Here is a 13,687-nt window from a genome sequence, read left to right as displayed (position 1 = left end):
AAGCATCATGGGGGACCTAGCGATCGATTTCTGCGGCGAATGGCACGAACCATCCGACGAGGACATCTTCAGCATCGGCCGCGAGGGCGACCTGGAAGTCGATGACAACCCGTACCTGCACCGGCAGTTCCTGCAGATCGCCCGCTACGACGGCATCTGGTGGCTCAGCAACGTCGGCAGCATGCTCTGCGCCACCATCGCCGACGCCTCCGGCGGCATGCAGGCCTGGCTGGCCCCCGGCGCCCGGATCCCGCTGGTCTTCAGCCACACCAACGTCATCTTCACCGCCGGCCCCACCACGTACGAGTTCGCCGTGCACCTGCGCACCCCGTCCTTCCGGCAGGAATCCCGCGGCGAGGACAGCGGCGGCGACACCACCATCGGGCCAGTGGTCTTCACCGACTCGCAAAAGGCCCTGATCGTCGCCCTCGCCGAGCCCATGCTCCGCCGCGAAGGCACCGGCTTCAGCGCCATACCCTCCTCCGCCGAGGCGGCGAAGACCCTGGGCTGGACCCTGACCCGTTTCAACAGAAAGCTGGATAACGTGTGCGACAAACTTGACCGGGTGGGAGTCGCCGGACTGCGCGGCGGCGGCGGGAAGCTCGCCACCAACCGCCGGGCCCGGCTCGTCGAGCACGCCGTCACCTCGCACCTGGTCACCCCCGCGGACCTGGGGCTGCTGGAGACCCAGCGCGGGAGTGGGGACGCATGAGGATCCGGCTGACCCTGCGGCGCGACCCCGCCGAGGCCAAGGACCTGGCCGTCACCGTCGACGGCCTCGCCACCGTGGCGGACATCGCCACCGAACTCTGGGCCGCCGACCCGGCCCGCCGCGGCACCCCCGCGCCGGCGAACCTCTCGCTCCGGATCGAGGAGGCCTTCGCCGCCGGCGGCTCCACCGGCACTGTCCTGAACCGGGAAGACGGCCTGCTCGAATCCGGCCTCCGGCCGGGCTCGATCATCTCCCTCACCCAGGTCAGCGAGCAGTTCGCCGTCCCCGGGGCGAACCGGGGCCCCGCCGCGGCGACCCTGCGGATCCTCTCCGGGCCCGACGTCGGCCGCGAATTCCCGCTGCCCTCGGGCACCAGCTACGTGGGCCGGGACCGCGACGTCGACATCCGGCTGACCGACCCGCTGACGTCCAAGCGGCACGCCCGGATCACCGTGGGCGAGAGCATCGAGATCGTGGACACCAATTCCGCCAACGGCCTGCTGATGGACGGGCTGCCGGTTACCCGTGCCACCCTGACCTCCTCGGACACCGTGACCCTGGGCGACACCACGGTCTCGGTGGTCTCGCTCGGCGGCAGCCAGGGCGCCGCCCCGAGCTCCCCGCTGATCGACTTCAACCGCTCGCCCCGCGTGGTGCCCCGGTTCGAACCGCGCAAGCGCACCGTGCCGTCCGGGCCCACCCGCCAGGAACGCCAGCCCTTCCCGTACATCATGCTGATCGCCCCGCTGATGATGGGCGCCGTGGTCTTCGCGGTCACGCAGAACATGATGTCCGTGATCTTCATGCTGATGATGCCGCTGTTCGTCGTGGGCCACTACATGGACCAGAGGATGCAGTCCCGGCGCGAACGCAAGGAACAGCTCAAGTCCTTCCGCGCCGCCATGGCCGCGTTCCAGGCCGACATCACCGGGCTGCAAAAGGTGGAACGGGCCGTCCGGCTGCAGGAGGCCCCCTCCGTCAGCGACACCGTGGACTCGATCTACAAGCTGGGCCCGCTGCTGTGGACCCACCGCCCCGAACACACCGGCTTCCTGGGCCTGCGCTTCGGCCTGGGCACCGCCCCGTCCCGGATCCAGTTCGAGGAACCGCAGAACAACGAGACCGACCCCGAATTCATGGCTGAGATCCAGGACTGCCTGCACCGGTTCGCCGAGGTTGAGGGCGTGCCGATCGTCTCGCAGCTGCGCACCGCCGGCTCCTTCGGCCTGGCCGGCGCCCGCGGCCTGGTGGACGACGTCGCCCGCGGCATGGTGCTGCAGCTGGTGGGCCTGCACTCGCCGGCGGAGGTCGTCCTCACCGCGATCACCTCCGCCCAGTCCCGGGACCGCTGGGACTGGCTGCAATGGCTCCCGCACGCCGGCTCCGGCCACAGCCCGCTCGCCGGGGACCACCTGGCCGCCGGTCCGGCCGGCGGCACCGCCCTGCTGTCCCGCCTCGAGGACCTGATCGACCAGCGCGAGGCCGCCTCCCGCGAGCCCGCCCCGGCGCTGCGCCCCGGTTTCACCGACCGGCCCGGCGACACCGCCGCGGAGGTCCCCGCCCCGCAGCTGCCCACCGTGCTGCTGGTGGTCGAGGACGACGCCCCGGTGGACCGCGGCCGGCTCACCCGCGTCCTGGAGCGCGGCCCCGACGCCGGCGTCCACGTGATCTGGGTGGCCGCCTCGGTGGAACAGCTCCCCGCCGCCTGCCGGGACTTCATGGCCGTCGACGGCGAACACGGCACCACCACCGGCCAGGTCCGCCTGGGCCGGCACACCTTCCCGGTCTCCTGCGAGAGCCTCGACGCCGGCCTCGCCGCGCAGCTGGCCCGCATGCTGGCCCCCGTCGTCGACGTCGGCAAGCCGCTCGAGGACGACTCCGACCTGCCCCGCGCCGTCTCCTACGCCACCCTGATCGGCAAGGACCTCCTGGACAACCCGCAGGCCGTCGCTGACCGCTGGAGCGAGAACAACTCCGTGCACGCCTCCGCCTCGCCCAACCGCAAGGACAACGGCTCGCTCCGCGCCCTAGTGGGCTCCAAGGGCATCGAACCGCTCTACTTGGACCTGAAGAACGAGGGCCCGCACGCGCTGGTGGGCGGCACCACCGGCGCCGGCAAGTCCGAGTTCCTGCAGTCCTGGGTGATGGGCATGGCCGCCGCCTACAGCCCGGACCGGGTCAGCTTCCTGTTCGTGGACTACAAGGGCGGCGCCGCGTTCGCCGACTGCCTGCAGCTGCCGCACACCGTGGGCCTGGTCACCGACTTGTCCCCGCACCTGGTCCGCCGGGCCCTGACCTCGCTCCGGGCCGAGCTGCACCACCGCGAGAAGCTGCTGAACCGCAAGAAGGCCAAGGACCTGCTGGAACTCCAGCGCCGGGCCGACCCGGAGGCGCCGCCCTACCTGATCATCATCGTGGACGAATTCGCCGCCCTCGCCACCGAGGTGCCCGAGTTCGTCGACGGGGTCGTGGACGTCGCCGCCCGCGGCCGTTCCCTGGGGCTGCACCTGATCCTCGCCACCCAGCGCCCCGCCGGCGTGATCAAGGAGAGCCTGCGCGCCAACACCAACCTGCGTGTGGCGCTTCGGATGGCGGATGAGGACGACGCCGTCGACATCCTCGGCGTCCCCACCGCCGCCTACTTCGACCCGTCCATCCCGGGCCGCGGCGCCGTCAAGACCGGTCCCGGCCGGATCCAGGGCTTCCAGACCGGCTACGCCGGCGGCTGGACCACGGAGAAGCCGCAGCGGCCCCGGATCGACGTCGTGGAAATGGCGTTCGGCTCCGGCCCGGCCTGGGCCGCCCCGGCCGAGGCGGACCCGGCGGCCGAGCAGCCGGCCGGCCCGAACGACATCGCCCGGATGACGCAGAACATCCTGCGCGCCGCGGACGTGCTCGCCATCGAGCCTCCCCGCAAGCCGTGGTTGGACGAGCTGGCCACCACCTACGACTTCTCCCTGCTGCCGAACCCGCGGACGGACGTGCGGCTGCTCCTGGGCGTGGCGGACGACCCCGCGCACCAGGACCAGCCCACCGTGTTCTACGAACCGGACCGGGACGGGAACATGGCCATCTACGGCACCGGCGGCTCCGGCAAGTCCGCAGCGCTGCGCGGCATCGCGATCGCCGCGGCCGTCACCCCGCGCGGCGGCCCGGTGAACGTCTACGGCATCGACTGCGGCTCGGCCGGACTGCGGATGCTCGACGAACTGCCGCACGTGGGCGAGGTGATCGACGGCGACGACGTCGAACGCGTCGGCCGCCTGCTGCGCTGGCTCCGCGACCTCGCCGACGACCGGGCCGCCCGCTTCGCCGAGGTCCGCGCCAGCACGATCGTCGAATACCGCCGGCTCTCCGGGATGGCGGACGAGAAGCGCATCTTCATCCTGGTGGACGGCATCTCCGCCTTCCGGGAGACCTTCGAATACAGCAAGCTCTCCGGCCTCTGGGACATTTTCCTGCAGCTGGCCACCGACGGCCGGCCGCTGGGCATCCACCTGGTGGTCACCGGCGACCGGCCCAACGCCGTCCCGGCCTCCTTGCTGGCCTCCATCCAGCGCCGGCTGGTGCTGCGGCTGTCCTCCGAGGAGGACTACCTCTCCATGGACGTCCCGCGCGACGTCCTGGGCGCCGGCAGCCCGCCCGGCCGCGGCCTCCTCGGCGGCCTCGAGGTGCAGCTGGCCGTCCTGGGCGGCAACTCCAACCTCGCCGTCCAGGCCCGCGAGGTGCACAAACTGCGGGAGGCGATGCTGCGGCAGGGCGTCGAACGCGCCCCGCAGATCGAGCGCCTGCCCGACTCGGTGGATCTGGACCTGCTGCCCGCCGGCAGCCCGGACCTGCCCGTGATCGGCGTCGACGACGAGACGCTGCAGCCGGCCGAAATCCTGGCCAAGGGCCCGCTGCTCTTGGCCGGCCCTCCGGGTTCCGGCCGCACCGTGGCCCTGGTGACCCTGGCCCATGCCCTGCGCCGCTCCAACCCGGGCGTGGAGCTGATCTACCTGGGCTCCCGGCGCTCAGCCGCGGCGTCGTTGAAGCTCTGGGACCGCTCCGTGGTGGGCGCCGACGACGTCGACGAGGTGATCGACGAACTGGTCGACTACAGCACCGGCACCCCCGGCAAGCTGGCGATCTTCATCGAGGGCCTCACCGAGTTCACCGACACCCTGGCCGAATCCGGCCTGGCCCGGCTGGTGACCGCCTCGATCAAGGCCGAGCAGTGGGTGGTGGGCGAATCTGAGACCTCCACCTGGTCCTCCGCCTGGTCCCTGGCCCAGCCGTTCAAGTCCGGGCGCCGCGGGCTGCTGCTGAACCCCGGGGACATCGAGGGTGACAGCCTGCTCAACACCTCCCTGGGCCGGGTCAGCGGAGACTTCATCCCGGGCCGCGGCTACATCGTGGGCCGGGGCAAGGTCCGCAAGCTCCAGGTCGCCCTGCCGCCGGAAAACCGGGCCTAGGAGCCGACCCCTGCCGCCGGGGACGCAGTGGCGTCCCCGGCGGTAGGGTGTGGGCATGACCCGGGTAAGGAATCGGGCGGTGGCCGCGCGGAGGGTGGCCCCCGGCGGCGACACGGCACTGGATAACGCCCTCTTCGTCTTCAGCGGTGTGGCCGCCCTGTGGCTCGCAAGCATCCTGTTTGAGGCGAGCCTGGACTGGAGCCGGGCCTGGTTCGCCGTCGTCTTCTGGGCCGCGCTCGCGTACCTGGTGCTGCCCCGGCTGCACCGGATCCTCACCCGCATCTACCTGCCCGACTACTTCATCGGCCGGGCCCGGACCAGCGACGGCCTGCTGGGGGACCCGGTGAACGTGGCGCTGCTCGGCTCCCCGGCACAGGTCCACACAGCCATGCGCCGGGCCGGCTGGACCCTGGCCGACCCGGTTGACCTGGCCAGCAGCCGGCGCATCATCACCGCCACCCTCACCCGCCGCAGCTACGACGAGGCGCCGGTCAGCCCGCTGTTCCTCTTTGGCCGGCAGCAGGACTTCGCCTACCAGCAGGAGGTGGACGGCAACCCGGGCAAGCGGCACCACATCCGGTTTTGGCGCTGCCCGCCGGGCTGGGTGCTACCCGGCGGCGCAGCCGTGGACTGGGTGGCCGCCGGCACCTACGACCGCTCCGTGGGCCTGTCCCTCTTCACGCTGCAGGTCACCCACAAGATCGAGGAGGACATCGACCGGGAACGGGACTTCGTCCTGGCCAGCCTGCGCGCCGCCGACCCCGCCGTCGGGGTGCGGATCCTGCGTGACTTCTCCTCCGGCTACCACTCCCGCAACGGCGGGGGAGACACCATCTCCACCGACGGGCACCTTCCCGTCGTCGACCTCACCGGGGTCAGGGCCGACGCCGGGGCGGTGCCGCCGCCCGCCGTGACGGCCGTCCGGCCGCCCGCGCCCACCCTCTTCGGCGTCGGGCTCGCGGCCCTCCGCGGCCTCGCAGCCCTGGCTCTCGCGGCCCTGATGGCCGTCTCGGACCCGGGCTCGCTGCCGCTGGCGGACCGCGCCGGGGAACAGCTGCCGGTGGTCGTCGCGGTGATCGCCGTGTTCGGCCTGGCCGAGCTCGCGCTGGGCTGGTTCGTGCTCCGCGGCGGCAACCGCGCCCGCGTGGCCACCATGCTGCTGAGCGCCCTGGCCATCATCGCCCAGGCCGTCGACGTGCTCACCGGGGGACCCGCCGTGACCTTCCAGACCAACCTGGTGGGCCTGTCCCTGGACATCCTGCTGATCATCGCCCTCACCAGCCGGCGCTCCCTCAGCTACGCCCGCAAGGCCGATGGGCAGGGGTCCCCATCGACGCTGGCGGAGGCGGCAGGGTAGGTTCTTGGCATAGGAACTTCCGGATCAGCCGGGGGCCGCTGGGGACGCCGAGAGGTTCGGGTCCGACGATCTAAGGAGATTTTTCGCATGGCTATTTGGGGTGCAGATGTTGATCAGCTGAAGGCGCTGGGGTCCAAGCTGCAGGCCGGGTCGCAGGAAATCGATAACCAGAAGTCGATGCTGACCAAGGTCCTCGCGGGCACGCAGTGGATGGGTCCGGACGCGGAGAAGTTCCGCAGCGAGTGGAACGGCGAGCACGTCGCGGCCCTGACCCGGGTGTCCCAGGCGCTGCAGCAGGCCGGCCAGCAAGCGGTCCGCAACGCCACCGAACAGCAGAGCGCCTCCGCCCGCTAAGAGCTCCCGCGGGCACGGCCCGCGCAGGAAGTACCGTCAGGCCCGGACGCACCCGCGTCCGGGCCTGACGCATCCCTCGGCCGGACCGCTCTTCCGGAACCGGACAACTTTCCGTGCCGACACAATGTCGGTGTTCTAAGGCAGGATAGGTCTGTGAGCACAGCGAAGACCGCAGCAGACAGCGAATCCACGGCCACCGCCCCCAGCAGCGACGGCGGCGCCGTCCCGTCCGAGGCCATCCGCGAGGAGTACGAGCAGCTGGTCGAGGAGGTCCGCAAGCACCGCTTCGCGTACTACCAGGAGGACGCCCCGGTCATCTCCGACGCCGAATTCGACGAACTCTACCGGCGGCTGGAGACGCTCGAGGCAACCCACCCCGAGCTGGTCGCCAACGACTCACCCACCCAGGAGGTGGGCGGCGAGGTCTCCGCCGCGTTCACCGCCGTCGAGCACCTCACCCGCATGTACAGCCTCGAGGACGTCTTCTCGGTCGAGGAGGTGGAAGCCTGGATCGCCAAGGCCGAGGCCGGCATCGCCAAAATCGGCAGCGGCGGCACCCCGCCGCAGTGGCTTACCGAACTGAAAATCGACGGCCTGGCCGTGAACCTGCTCTACCGCGACGGCGTCCTGGTCCGTGCCGCCACCCGCGGCGACGGCACCACCGGTGAGGACATCACCCACAACGTCCTGACCATCAAGGAGATCCCGCAGCGGCTTACCGGCACGGACTTCCCCGCGGAGATGGAGATCCGCGGCGAGGTGTTCATCCCGTCCAAGGATTTCGCCGCCTTCAACGAGGCCCTGATCAACGAGGGCAAGGCCCCGCTGGCCAACCCGCGCAACGCCGCCGCCGGGTCGCTGCGGCAAAAGGACCCGGCCGAGACCGCCAAACGGCCGCTGAAAATGTACGTCCACGGCATCGGCGCCCGCGAGGGCCTGCAGACCCGGAGCCAGTCGGACACCTACCGCCAGCTCGCCGACTGGGGCCTGCCCACCAGCCCCTACTTCGAGGTGCTGCCCGGCCTGGCCGAGGTGCTGGACTTCATCAAACGCTACGGGGACAAGCGGCACAGCCTCAGCCACGAGATCGACGGCATCGTCGTCAAGGTCGACGACCTGGCCACCCAGCGGGCCCTCGGCTACACCAGCCGCGTGCCCCGCTGGGCGGTGGCGTACAAGTACCCGCCCGAAGAGGTCAACACCAAGCTGCTGGACATCGCCGTCAACGTCGGCCGCACCGGCCGGGTCACCCCGTTCGGCATCATGGAGCCGGTCAAGGTCGCCGGCTCCACCGTCAGCATGGCCACCCTGCACAACCAGGACGTCGTCAAGGCCAAGGGCGTCAAGATCGGTGACATCGTCATTCTGCGCAAAGCGGGCGATGTGATCCCGGAGATCGTCGGCCCGGTCCTGGCACTCCGGGACCAGCAGGACCCGCCGGTCCGGGACTTCGTCATGCCCACCGAATGCCCGTCCTGCGGCACCCCGCTGGCCCCCGGCAAGGAGGGCGACGTGGACATCCGCTGCCCCAACGCCAGGTCCTGCCCCTCGCAGCTGCGTGAACGTGTCTTCCACGTGGCCAGCCGCGGCGCCTTCGACATCGAGGCGCTCGGCTGGGAGGCCGCCGTCGCCCTCACCCAGCCCACCGAGCCCGAGACCCCGCCGCTGACCAGTGAGGCGGCCCTGTTCCGCCTCACCCCCGAGGACCTCGCGGACGTCCGGATCCGGCGCGAGAAGCGCAGCAAGGGCGTGGGCACCGGCGAGTACGAGCTGGTCCCGTACTTCTACACCAAGGGCACGGCCAAGAACCCGTCCAAGCCCACCGCCAGCACGGTCAAGCTCTTCGCCGAGCTGGAGAAGGCCAAATCCCAGCCGCTCTGGCGCGTGCTGGTGGCCCTCTCCATCCGGCACGTGGGGCCCCGCGCCTCCCGGGCGCTGGCCACCGCCTTCGGCAGCATGGACGCGATCCGGCAGGCCTCCGAGGAGGAGCTGGCCGGGGTGGACGGCGTGGGCCCGGTGATCGCCGTGGCGCTGAAGGAATGGTTCGCCGAGGACTGGCACCGCGAGATCGTGGACAGCTGGGCTGCCGACGGCGTGCGGATGGAGGATGAGGTTGACGACTCCACCCCGCGCACCCTGGAAGGCCTGACCGTGGTGGTCACCGGCAGCCTGGAGGGCTTCAGCCGGGACGAGGCGAAGGAGGCCATCCTGATCCGCGGAGGCAAGGCCGCCGGCTCGGTCTCGAAGAACACCGACTACGTGGTGGCCGGGGAGAACGCGGGCACCAAGCTGGACAAGGCCGAGCAGCTGGGCCTGCCGGTGCTGGACGAGGACGGCTTCCGGGCACTGCTGGCCGAGGGGCCGGCAGGCGTGGGCGGCGGGAACGCGGCCGATACCGATGCCGGGACTGCCGCCGACGCCGGGGCCGACGCCGAATGAGCGGGACGGACGCGGCCTTCCCCGCCCCGGAGGCGTTCCTCGCGCTGGCCCGGGAGGCGGCCGCCGCCGGCGCCGCCGTCCTGGCCGGGCGCAGCTCAGCGGACCTGGGCGTCAGCAACAAGGGCGACGCGGGGGACTGGGTCACCGACTTCGACCTCGCCGCCGAGGCCGCGGTCCGGGGCGTCATCACCGGCGCCCGGCCCACGGACACCATCACCGGCGAGGAGGGCGGCACCGTGCTGCCCGCCGACTCCAGCGGCTACCGCTGGTCCGTCGACCCGCTGGACGGCACCACGAACTTCATCCGCAACATCGTCTACTACGCCACCTCGGTGGCGGTCGCCGGGCCCGACGGCGCCTGGCTGGCCGGCGTCGTCCATGCCCCGGCACTGGGCCGGGTCTACTACGCCTCCCGCGGCCAGGGCGCCTGGCTCGAGGAGAACGGCCGCCGGACCGCGCTCAACGGACCCGCCCAGGGCAGGACCGGCCAGATCCTGGCCACCGGTTTCAGCTACGACCCGGCGGTCCGCGCCGAGCAGGCCGCGGGGCTGGCGCAGCTGATGGGCGGCTTCGCCGACGTTCGCCGGCTGGGCTCCGCCGCGCTGGACCTCTGCCTGGTGGCCGACGGCACCCACGACGCCTACGGCGAACGCGGCCTGAACGAACACGACTTCGCCGCCGGCGCCCTGATCGCCGAGGAGGCCGGTTGCTGGGTCCGCCGGCCGCGGCTGACCAGCGTGCTGAACGGCGGGCCCTCGGACGAGGAACGCCTGGGCGCCTGGACCTGCGCCGGGCCGCTGGAGCTCTCCGGCGCCTTCCCGCTCTGATACCTCAGTCACGGAAAGGGGCGTTTGGCCGGCCGGCCCGCACGGCTGCCCGTACCATTGATAGGTGCCTTCGCAGATCCTGATCCGGCCCGCCGTCCCGGCCGACTTCGACGCCGTCGCCCGCATCACCACCGACGCCTACCTCGCCGCCGGGTACTTCGACGACGCCGACCACCCTTACATGCGCCAGATCCGGAAGGTCGCCGAGCGCAACGACAACGCGGTCATTTGGGTGGCCGAACGCGCCGGCGAGGTCATCGGTTCCGTCACCCTGGCCGTCGCGGGGGAGCCGTACGCGGACATCGCCCTGCCCGACGAACTGGAATTCCGGATGCTCGTGGTGGACCCGGCCGTGCAGCGCAGCGGCGCCGGCAAGGCCATGGTCGAAGCCATCATCAACCACGCCCGGACCCTGCCCGGCGTCACCGGTGTGGCCCTCACCACCGGCCTGACCTGGGAAAGCGCCCACGGCCTGTACCAAAAGACCGGCTTCCAGCGGGTCCCGGAACGGGACTGGTTCGTCCCGGACACCCAGATCAAGCTGCTGGTCTACCGCCTCGACCTCTAGCGGCGGCCCTCTAGTACCGGTTCTCTGGCGCGCGCCCTCGGGTAGGGTGGCCAGCATGGCACCCCGCATCCCCGAGACCATCGACCGGAAGCTGCTCGGCATCTACCTCTCGGACCATCTCACTGGCTCGACGGCGGGCCTGGGCCGGGTGGAGCGGATGGCCAAGGACTTCACTGACACCCCGTTCCGGGTCGAGCTGGCCCGGCTGGTGGAGGAGCTCACCCGCGAGCGGGAGCTGCTCCGGAACCTCATCCACGAGCTCCGCGTACCCCAGCGCCCGCACCGGCAGGCGGCGGCCTGGCTGGCCGAACACGCCGGCCGGCTGAAACTCAACGGCCGGCTCGTGAGCCGCTCCCCGCTGACCCTGGTGCTCGAGTCCGAACTCATGCGCGCTGCCGTTCTGGGCAAGATCGGCGGCTGGCAGACCATCCTGGAACACGCCGCCGAGCTCGGCCTCGACCCGGCCACGTATGAGCGGCTGATCGAAGACGGCCACGCCCAAATAGAAATTCTCGGCCGGATCCACGAACACGCCCGCAGGAACGCCTTCCGCGCCGGCGGCAGCATCAGCGGCTGACGGCCACCCCGTACCGGTGCTCCGGGCGGCCCGTGCTGCCGTAGCGGAGCTGGATCTCGACGGCGCCGTCGTCCGCCAACGAGGACAGGTAGCGCTGCGCCGTGGCCCGGGAGACACCCACCCGGGTGGCCACCTCCGCCGCCGAATACTGCTCGCCGGGCTCCAGGGATTCCAGCACGGCGGCCTCCGTGGCGGACCGCGGCCGGGCCGAGGCGGTGACGTCCCCGGGCATGAGGGACCGCTTGGCCCGCTCCACGGTTTCCTGCGTCACGGCGCCCGGCTGGGTGAGGATCCGGCGGTACCGGGCGTAGGAGCGCAGCTGCTGCGAGAGTGACTCGGACGTGAACGGCTTAAGCAGGTAGCCCAGCGCCCCGCGCCGGAACGCCACCCGCAGGGAGGCGGTGTCCGCGGCGGCGGTCAGCATGATGGTGTCCACATCCAGCTGGTGCAGCAGGTCCAGGCCGGAGGCGTCCGGGAGATACACATCCAGCAGCACCAGGTCCGGGCGGAGGCTGTGGATGGCCTGCAGCGCCTGGGCCGCGGAACCGGCCGGCGGCAGGGCCAGGAAGCCGGCCACGGAGTCCACGTAGGCGGCGTGCAGTTTCGCGACGTGGAAGTCGTCGTCGACGATCAGGACGCGGAAGTCCTCAGGCATTGTCCCCTCCTTCGGGGTTCGGGGTCATGGCGGTGGTGCCGGGCAGGGTGGCGAGGAAGACGGCGCCCGGACCGCCCGGGCTGCCGCGGTCCAGCACGGTGACGTCCCCGCCGCGGCGGCGGGCCAGCTGCCGGGCCAGGGCGAGCCCCAGCCCCTGCCCGGCCCCGGCGCGTGCCGGGGTCCTGGCGGTGGTGAAACCCTCGGCGAAGACCCCGTCCGGGTCGGCGCCGGAGCCGTCGAAGGCAGGGAGTCCGTCGCCGGAGTCGCCCACGATGATGTGCAGGGTTCCGGCGGCGCCGTCCGCGCCGGGGGCGTCCAGCACCTCCACCTCCACCCAGCGGTCCGGGCCGGAGCTGGCGACGGCGGCGTTCACGGCGTTGTCGATCAGGTTCCCCAGTACCGTGGTGACGTCCTGCGGCTCCACCACCTGGCCGCGGACCAGGGTCTCGGGGCCGAGGCGCAGGCTGACCCCGCGCTCGTCCGCCTCCACGCCCTTGGCGCCCAGGAAGGCCTGCAGGTAGGGGTCCTGCAGCAGTTCGGCCTGGTCCACCGGGAACTTCAGCGGGCCGGTCGCCGCAAGTCTGGCCAGGTAGTCGCGGGCCTGCTGGTGCTGGCCGATGCTCATGAACCCGGCGATGGTGTGCAGCTGGTTGGCGAACTCGTGCCGCTGCGCCCGGAGTGCGGTGGAGAGGGTGCCGACGGCGTCCAGCTGCCGGGTCAGGTGCTGGAGCTCGGTGCGGTCCCGGAGCATGACCACCCAGCCCAGGTCCTCGCGCCCGTGCAGGGCCTTGCGGGCGCTGGCCACGAGGGCACGGCCCCCGGCCACCACCTCGACGGCGTCCGCCTCGGCCGCGTCCGCCCGGGTCAGGGCGTGCAGGGCACCGGGGACGGGGGCGTCCGCCCAGGCGGTCCCGGCCAGGTCCGGCTGGTCCAGCATCCGCCGGGCCGCCGCGTTGAACACGCTGATCCGGCCGTCGGCGGAGATGCCGATCACGCCGTCGTCCACGCCCTGCAGCACCGCCACTTGGTCATGGACCAGGGTACTGATTTCCTCCGGCTCCAGGCCCAGGGTCAGCCGGCGCAGCCGGTGCCGCAGCAGGAAGGAGGCCAGCACGCCGGCCAGCAGGGCGCCGGCGGCGGTGAGGAGGATCGGGGCGATGTCCCGCCCCAGGCTCTGGCCGATCGATTCGGTGGAGTAGCCCACGCTGACCTCGCCCACCACCTGGCCCGTCGGCGCCCCGGCGCCGGGGGCGTAGACGGGGACCTTGGCGCCGGCGGAGGGGCCCAGGGTACCGGTGTTACGGGTGGTGACCTCCTTGCCGGAGAGCGCCTCGGACGGGTCGGTGCTGACCCGCTCGCCCAGCCGGTCGGCGTCGGGGTGGGCTAGCCGGAGCCCGGTCTCGTCGGTGATGACAACGAACAGCGCCCCGGTCCGGGCGCGGGCGCCCTCCGCGGCGGCCATCAGTGGCCCGGTGAGCAGTTCGGCCGGCGGCGGGGTGCCGGCCTGGGCGCTGATCTGCTGCACCTCGGACCGGACTCCGGGGTCGGAGGCGACCGTGCGGGCCAGGGTCAGGGCCTGGTTCTCCGCCTCACGGCCCAGCCGGTCGTAGGTCAGCCAGGCGTGGACGGCGCCGCTGAGCAGTACCACCAGCGCCACGACGGCGAGCTGCAGCAGCAGCGTCTGGGTGCTGAAACGCAGGGGAGTGCGGCCCGTGAGGGGTCCCATGGCTGCCTCCTGGGGCGG

At 71.9% G+C, this 13,687-nt stretch carries 10 protein-coding genes; 8 read left to right on the top strand and 2 right to left on the bottom strand.

All coding sequences use genetic code 11. The annotated features are described in order from the left end of the window. Positions 1–7: 7 nt before the first annotated feature. The 8 genes from QWJ39_RS13945 to QWJ39_RS13910 all read left to right on the top strand — a co-directional run bounded on the left by QWJ39_RS13945 (position 8) and on the right by QWJ39_RS13910 (position 11,288). On the top strand, positions 8–712 hold the full coding sequence (locus QWJ39_RS13945; protein WP_290258450.1) for a hypothetical protein: 705 nt from the start codon (positions 8–10) through the stop codon (positions 710–712). Further along, positions 709–5,166: an FtsK/SpoIIIE domain-containing protein gene (locus QWJ39_RS13940; protein WP_290258449.1), complete on the top strand. Its 4,458-nt coding sequence runs from the start codon at positions 709–711 to the stop codon at positions 5,164–5,166. Before QWJ39_RS13945 ends, QWJ39_RS13940 begins: the two co-directional genes overlap by 4 nt. A 79-nt stretch (positions 5,167–5,245) precedes the next feature. After that, a complete protein-coding gene (locus QWJ39_RS13935) occupies positions 5,246–6,523 on the top strand; it encodes an LssY C-terminal domain-containing protein (protein ID WP_290258448.1) in 1,278 nt (425 codons plus the stop codon). A gap of 87 nt (positions 6,524–6,610) precedes the next feature. Beyond that, a complete protein-coding gene (locus QWJ39_RS13930; protein ID WP_290257160.1) occupies positions 6,611–6,877 on the top strand; it encodes a hypothetical protein in 267 nt (88 codons plus the stop codon). A 153-nt stretch (positions 6,878–7,030) separates the two neighbouring features. Continuing rightward, positions 7,031–9,316, top strand: a complete 2,286-nt coding sequence (ligA, locus tag QWJ39_RS13925; RefSeq protein ID WP_290258447.1) for an NAD-dependent DNA ligase LigA — start codon at positions 7,031–7,033, stop codon at positions 9,314–9,316. Next, positions 9,313–10,143, top strand: a complete 831-nt coding sequence (locus QWJ39_RS13920; RefSeq protein WP_290258446.1) for an inositol monophosphatase family protein — start codon at positions 9,313–9,315, stop codon at positions 10,141–10,143. Before ligA ends, QWJ39_RS13920 begins: the two co-directional genes overlap by 4 nt. A gap of 64 nt (positions 10,144–10,207) precedes the next feature. Then, positions 10,208–10,711 carry a GNAT family N-acetyltransferase gene (locus tag QWJ39_RS13915; RefSeq protein WP_290258445.1) on the top strand — a complete coding sequence of 168 codons (504 nt, stop codon included), beginning with the start codon at positions 10,208–10,210 and terminating at the stop codon, positions 10,709–10,711. Positions 10,712–10,766: 55 nt separating this feature from the next. Beyond that, complete coding sequence (locus QWJ39_RS13910) at positions 10,767–11,288, top strand: hypothetical protein (RefSeq protein WP_290258444.1); 522 nt, start codon at positions 10,767–10,769, stop codon at positions 11,286–11,288. Here QWJ39_RS13910 and QWJ39_RS13905 read toward each other — a convergent pair. After that, positions 11,278–11,943, bottom strand: a complete 666-nt coding sequence (locus QWJ39_RS13905) for a response regulator (RefSeq protein ID WP_290258443.1) — start codon at positions 11,941–11,943, stop codon at positions 11,278–11,280. The two genes, QWJ39_RS13910 and QWJ39_RS13905, sit on opposite strands and share 11 nt — an antisense overlap. Next, the gene (locus QWJ39_RS13900) at positions 11,936–13,669 is read right to left on the bottom strand and encodes an ATP-binding protein (RefSeq protein WP_290258442.1); all 1,734 of its coding nucleotides are present in this window, start codon (positions 13,667–13,669) and stop codon (positions 11,936–11,938) included. The genes QWJ39_RS13905 and QWJ39_RS13900 overlap by 8 nt, the downstream gene beginning before the upstream one ends. Positions 13,670–13,687 lie beyond the last annotated feature (18 nt).

Origin of the sequence: Arthrobacter sp. YD4, assembly GCF_030410515.1 — a bacterium.
Lineage (GTDB): Bacteria > Actinomycetota > Actinomycetes > Actinomycetales > Micrococcaceae > Arthrobacter.
This window is presented reverse-complemented; position numbering and strand designations above follow the sequence as displayed.

Excerpts from the sequence above, each read along its gene's own strand:
- QWJ39_RS13945 (WP_290258450.1), top strand. The coding sequence starts at position 8 with ATGGGGGACCTAGCGATCGATTTCTGCGGCGAATGGCACGAACCATCC.
- QWJ39_RS13940 (WP_290258449.1), top strand. The coding sequence starts at position 709 with ATGAGGATCCGGCTGACCCTGCGGCGCGACCCCGCCGAGGCCAAGGAC.
- QWJ39_RS13930 (WP_290257160.1), top strand. The coding sequence starts at position 6,611 with ATGGCTATTTGGGGTGCAGATGTTGATCAGCTGAAGGCGCTGGGGTCC.
- QWJ39_RS13920 (WP_290258446.1), top strand. The coding sequence starts at position 9,313 with ATGAGCGGGACGGACGCGGCCTTCCCCGCCCCGGAGGCGTTCCTCGCG.
- QWJ39_RS13910 (WP_290258444.1), top strand. The coding sequence starts at position 10,767 with ATGGCACCCCGCATCCCCGAGACCATCGACCGGAAGCTGCTCGGCATC.
- QWJ39_RS13905 (WP_290258443.1), bottom strand. The coding sequence starts at position 11,943 with ATGCCTGAGGACTTCCGCGTCCTGATCGTCGACGACGACTTCCACGTC.
- QWJ39_RS13900 (WP_290258442.1), bottom strand. The coding sequence starts at position 13,669 with ATGGGACCCCTCACGGGCCGCACTCCCCTGCGTTTCAGCACCCAGACG.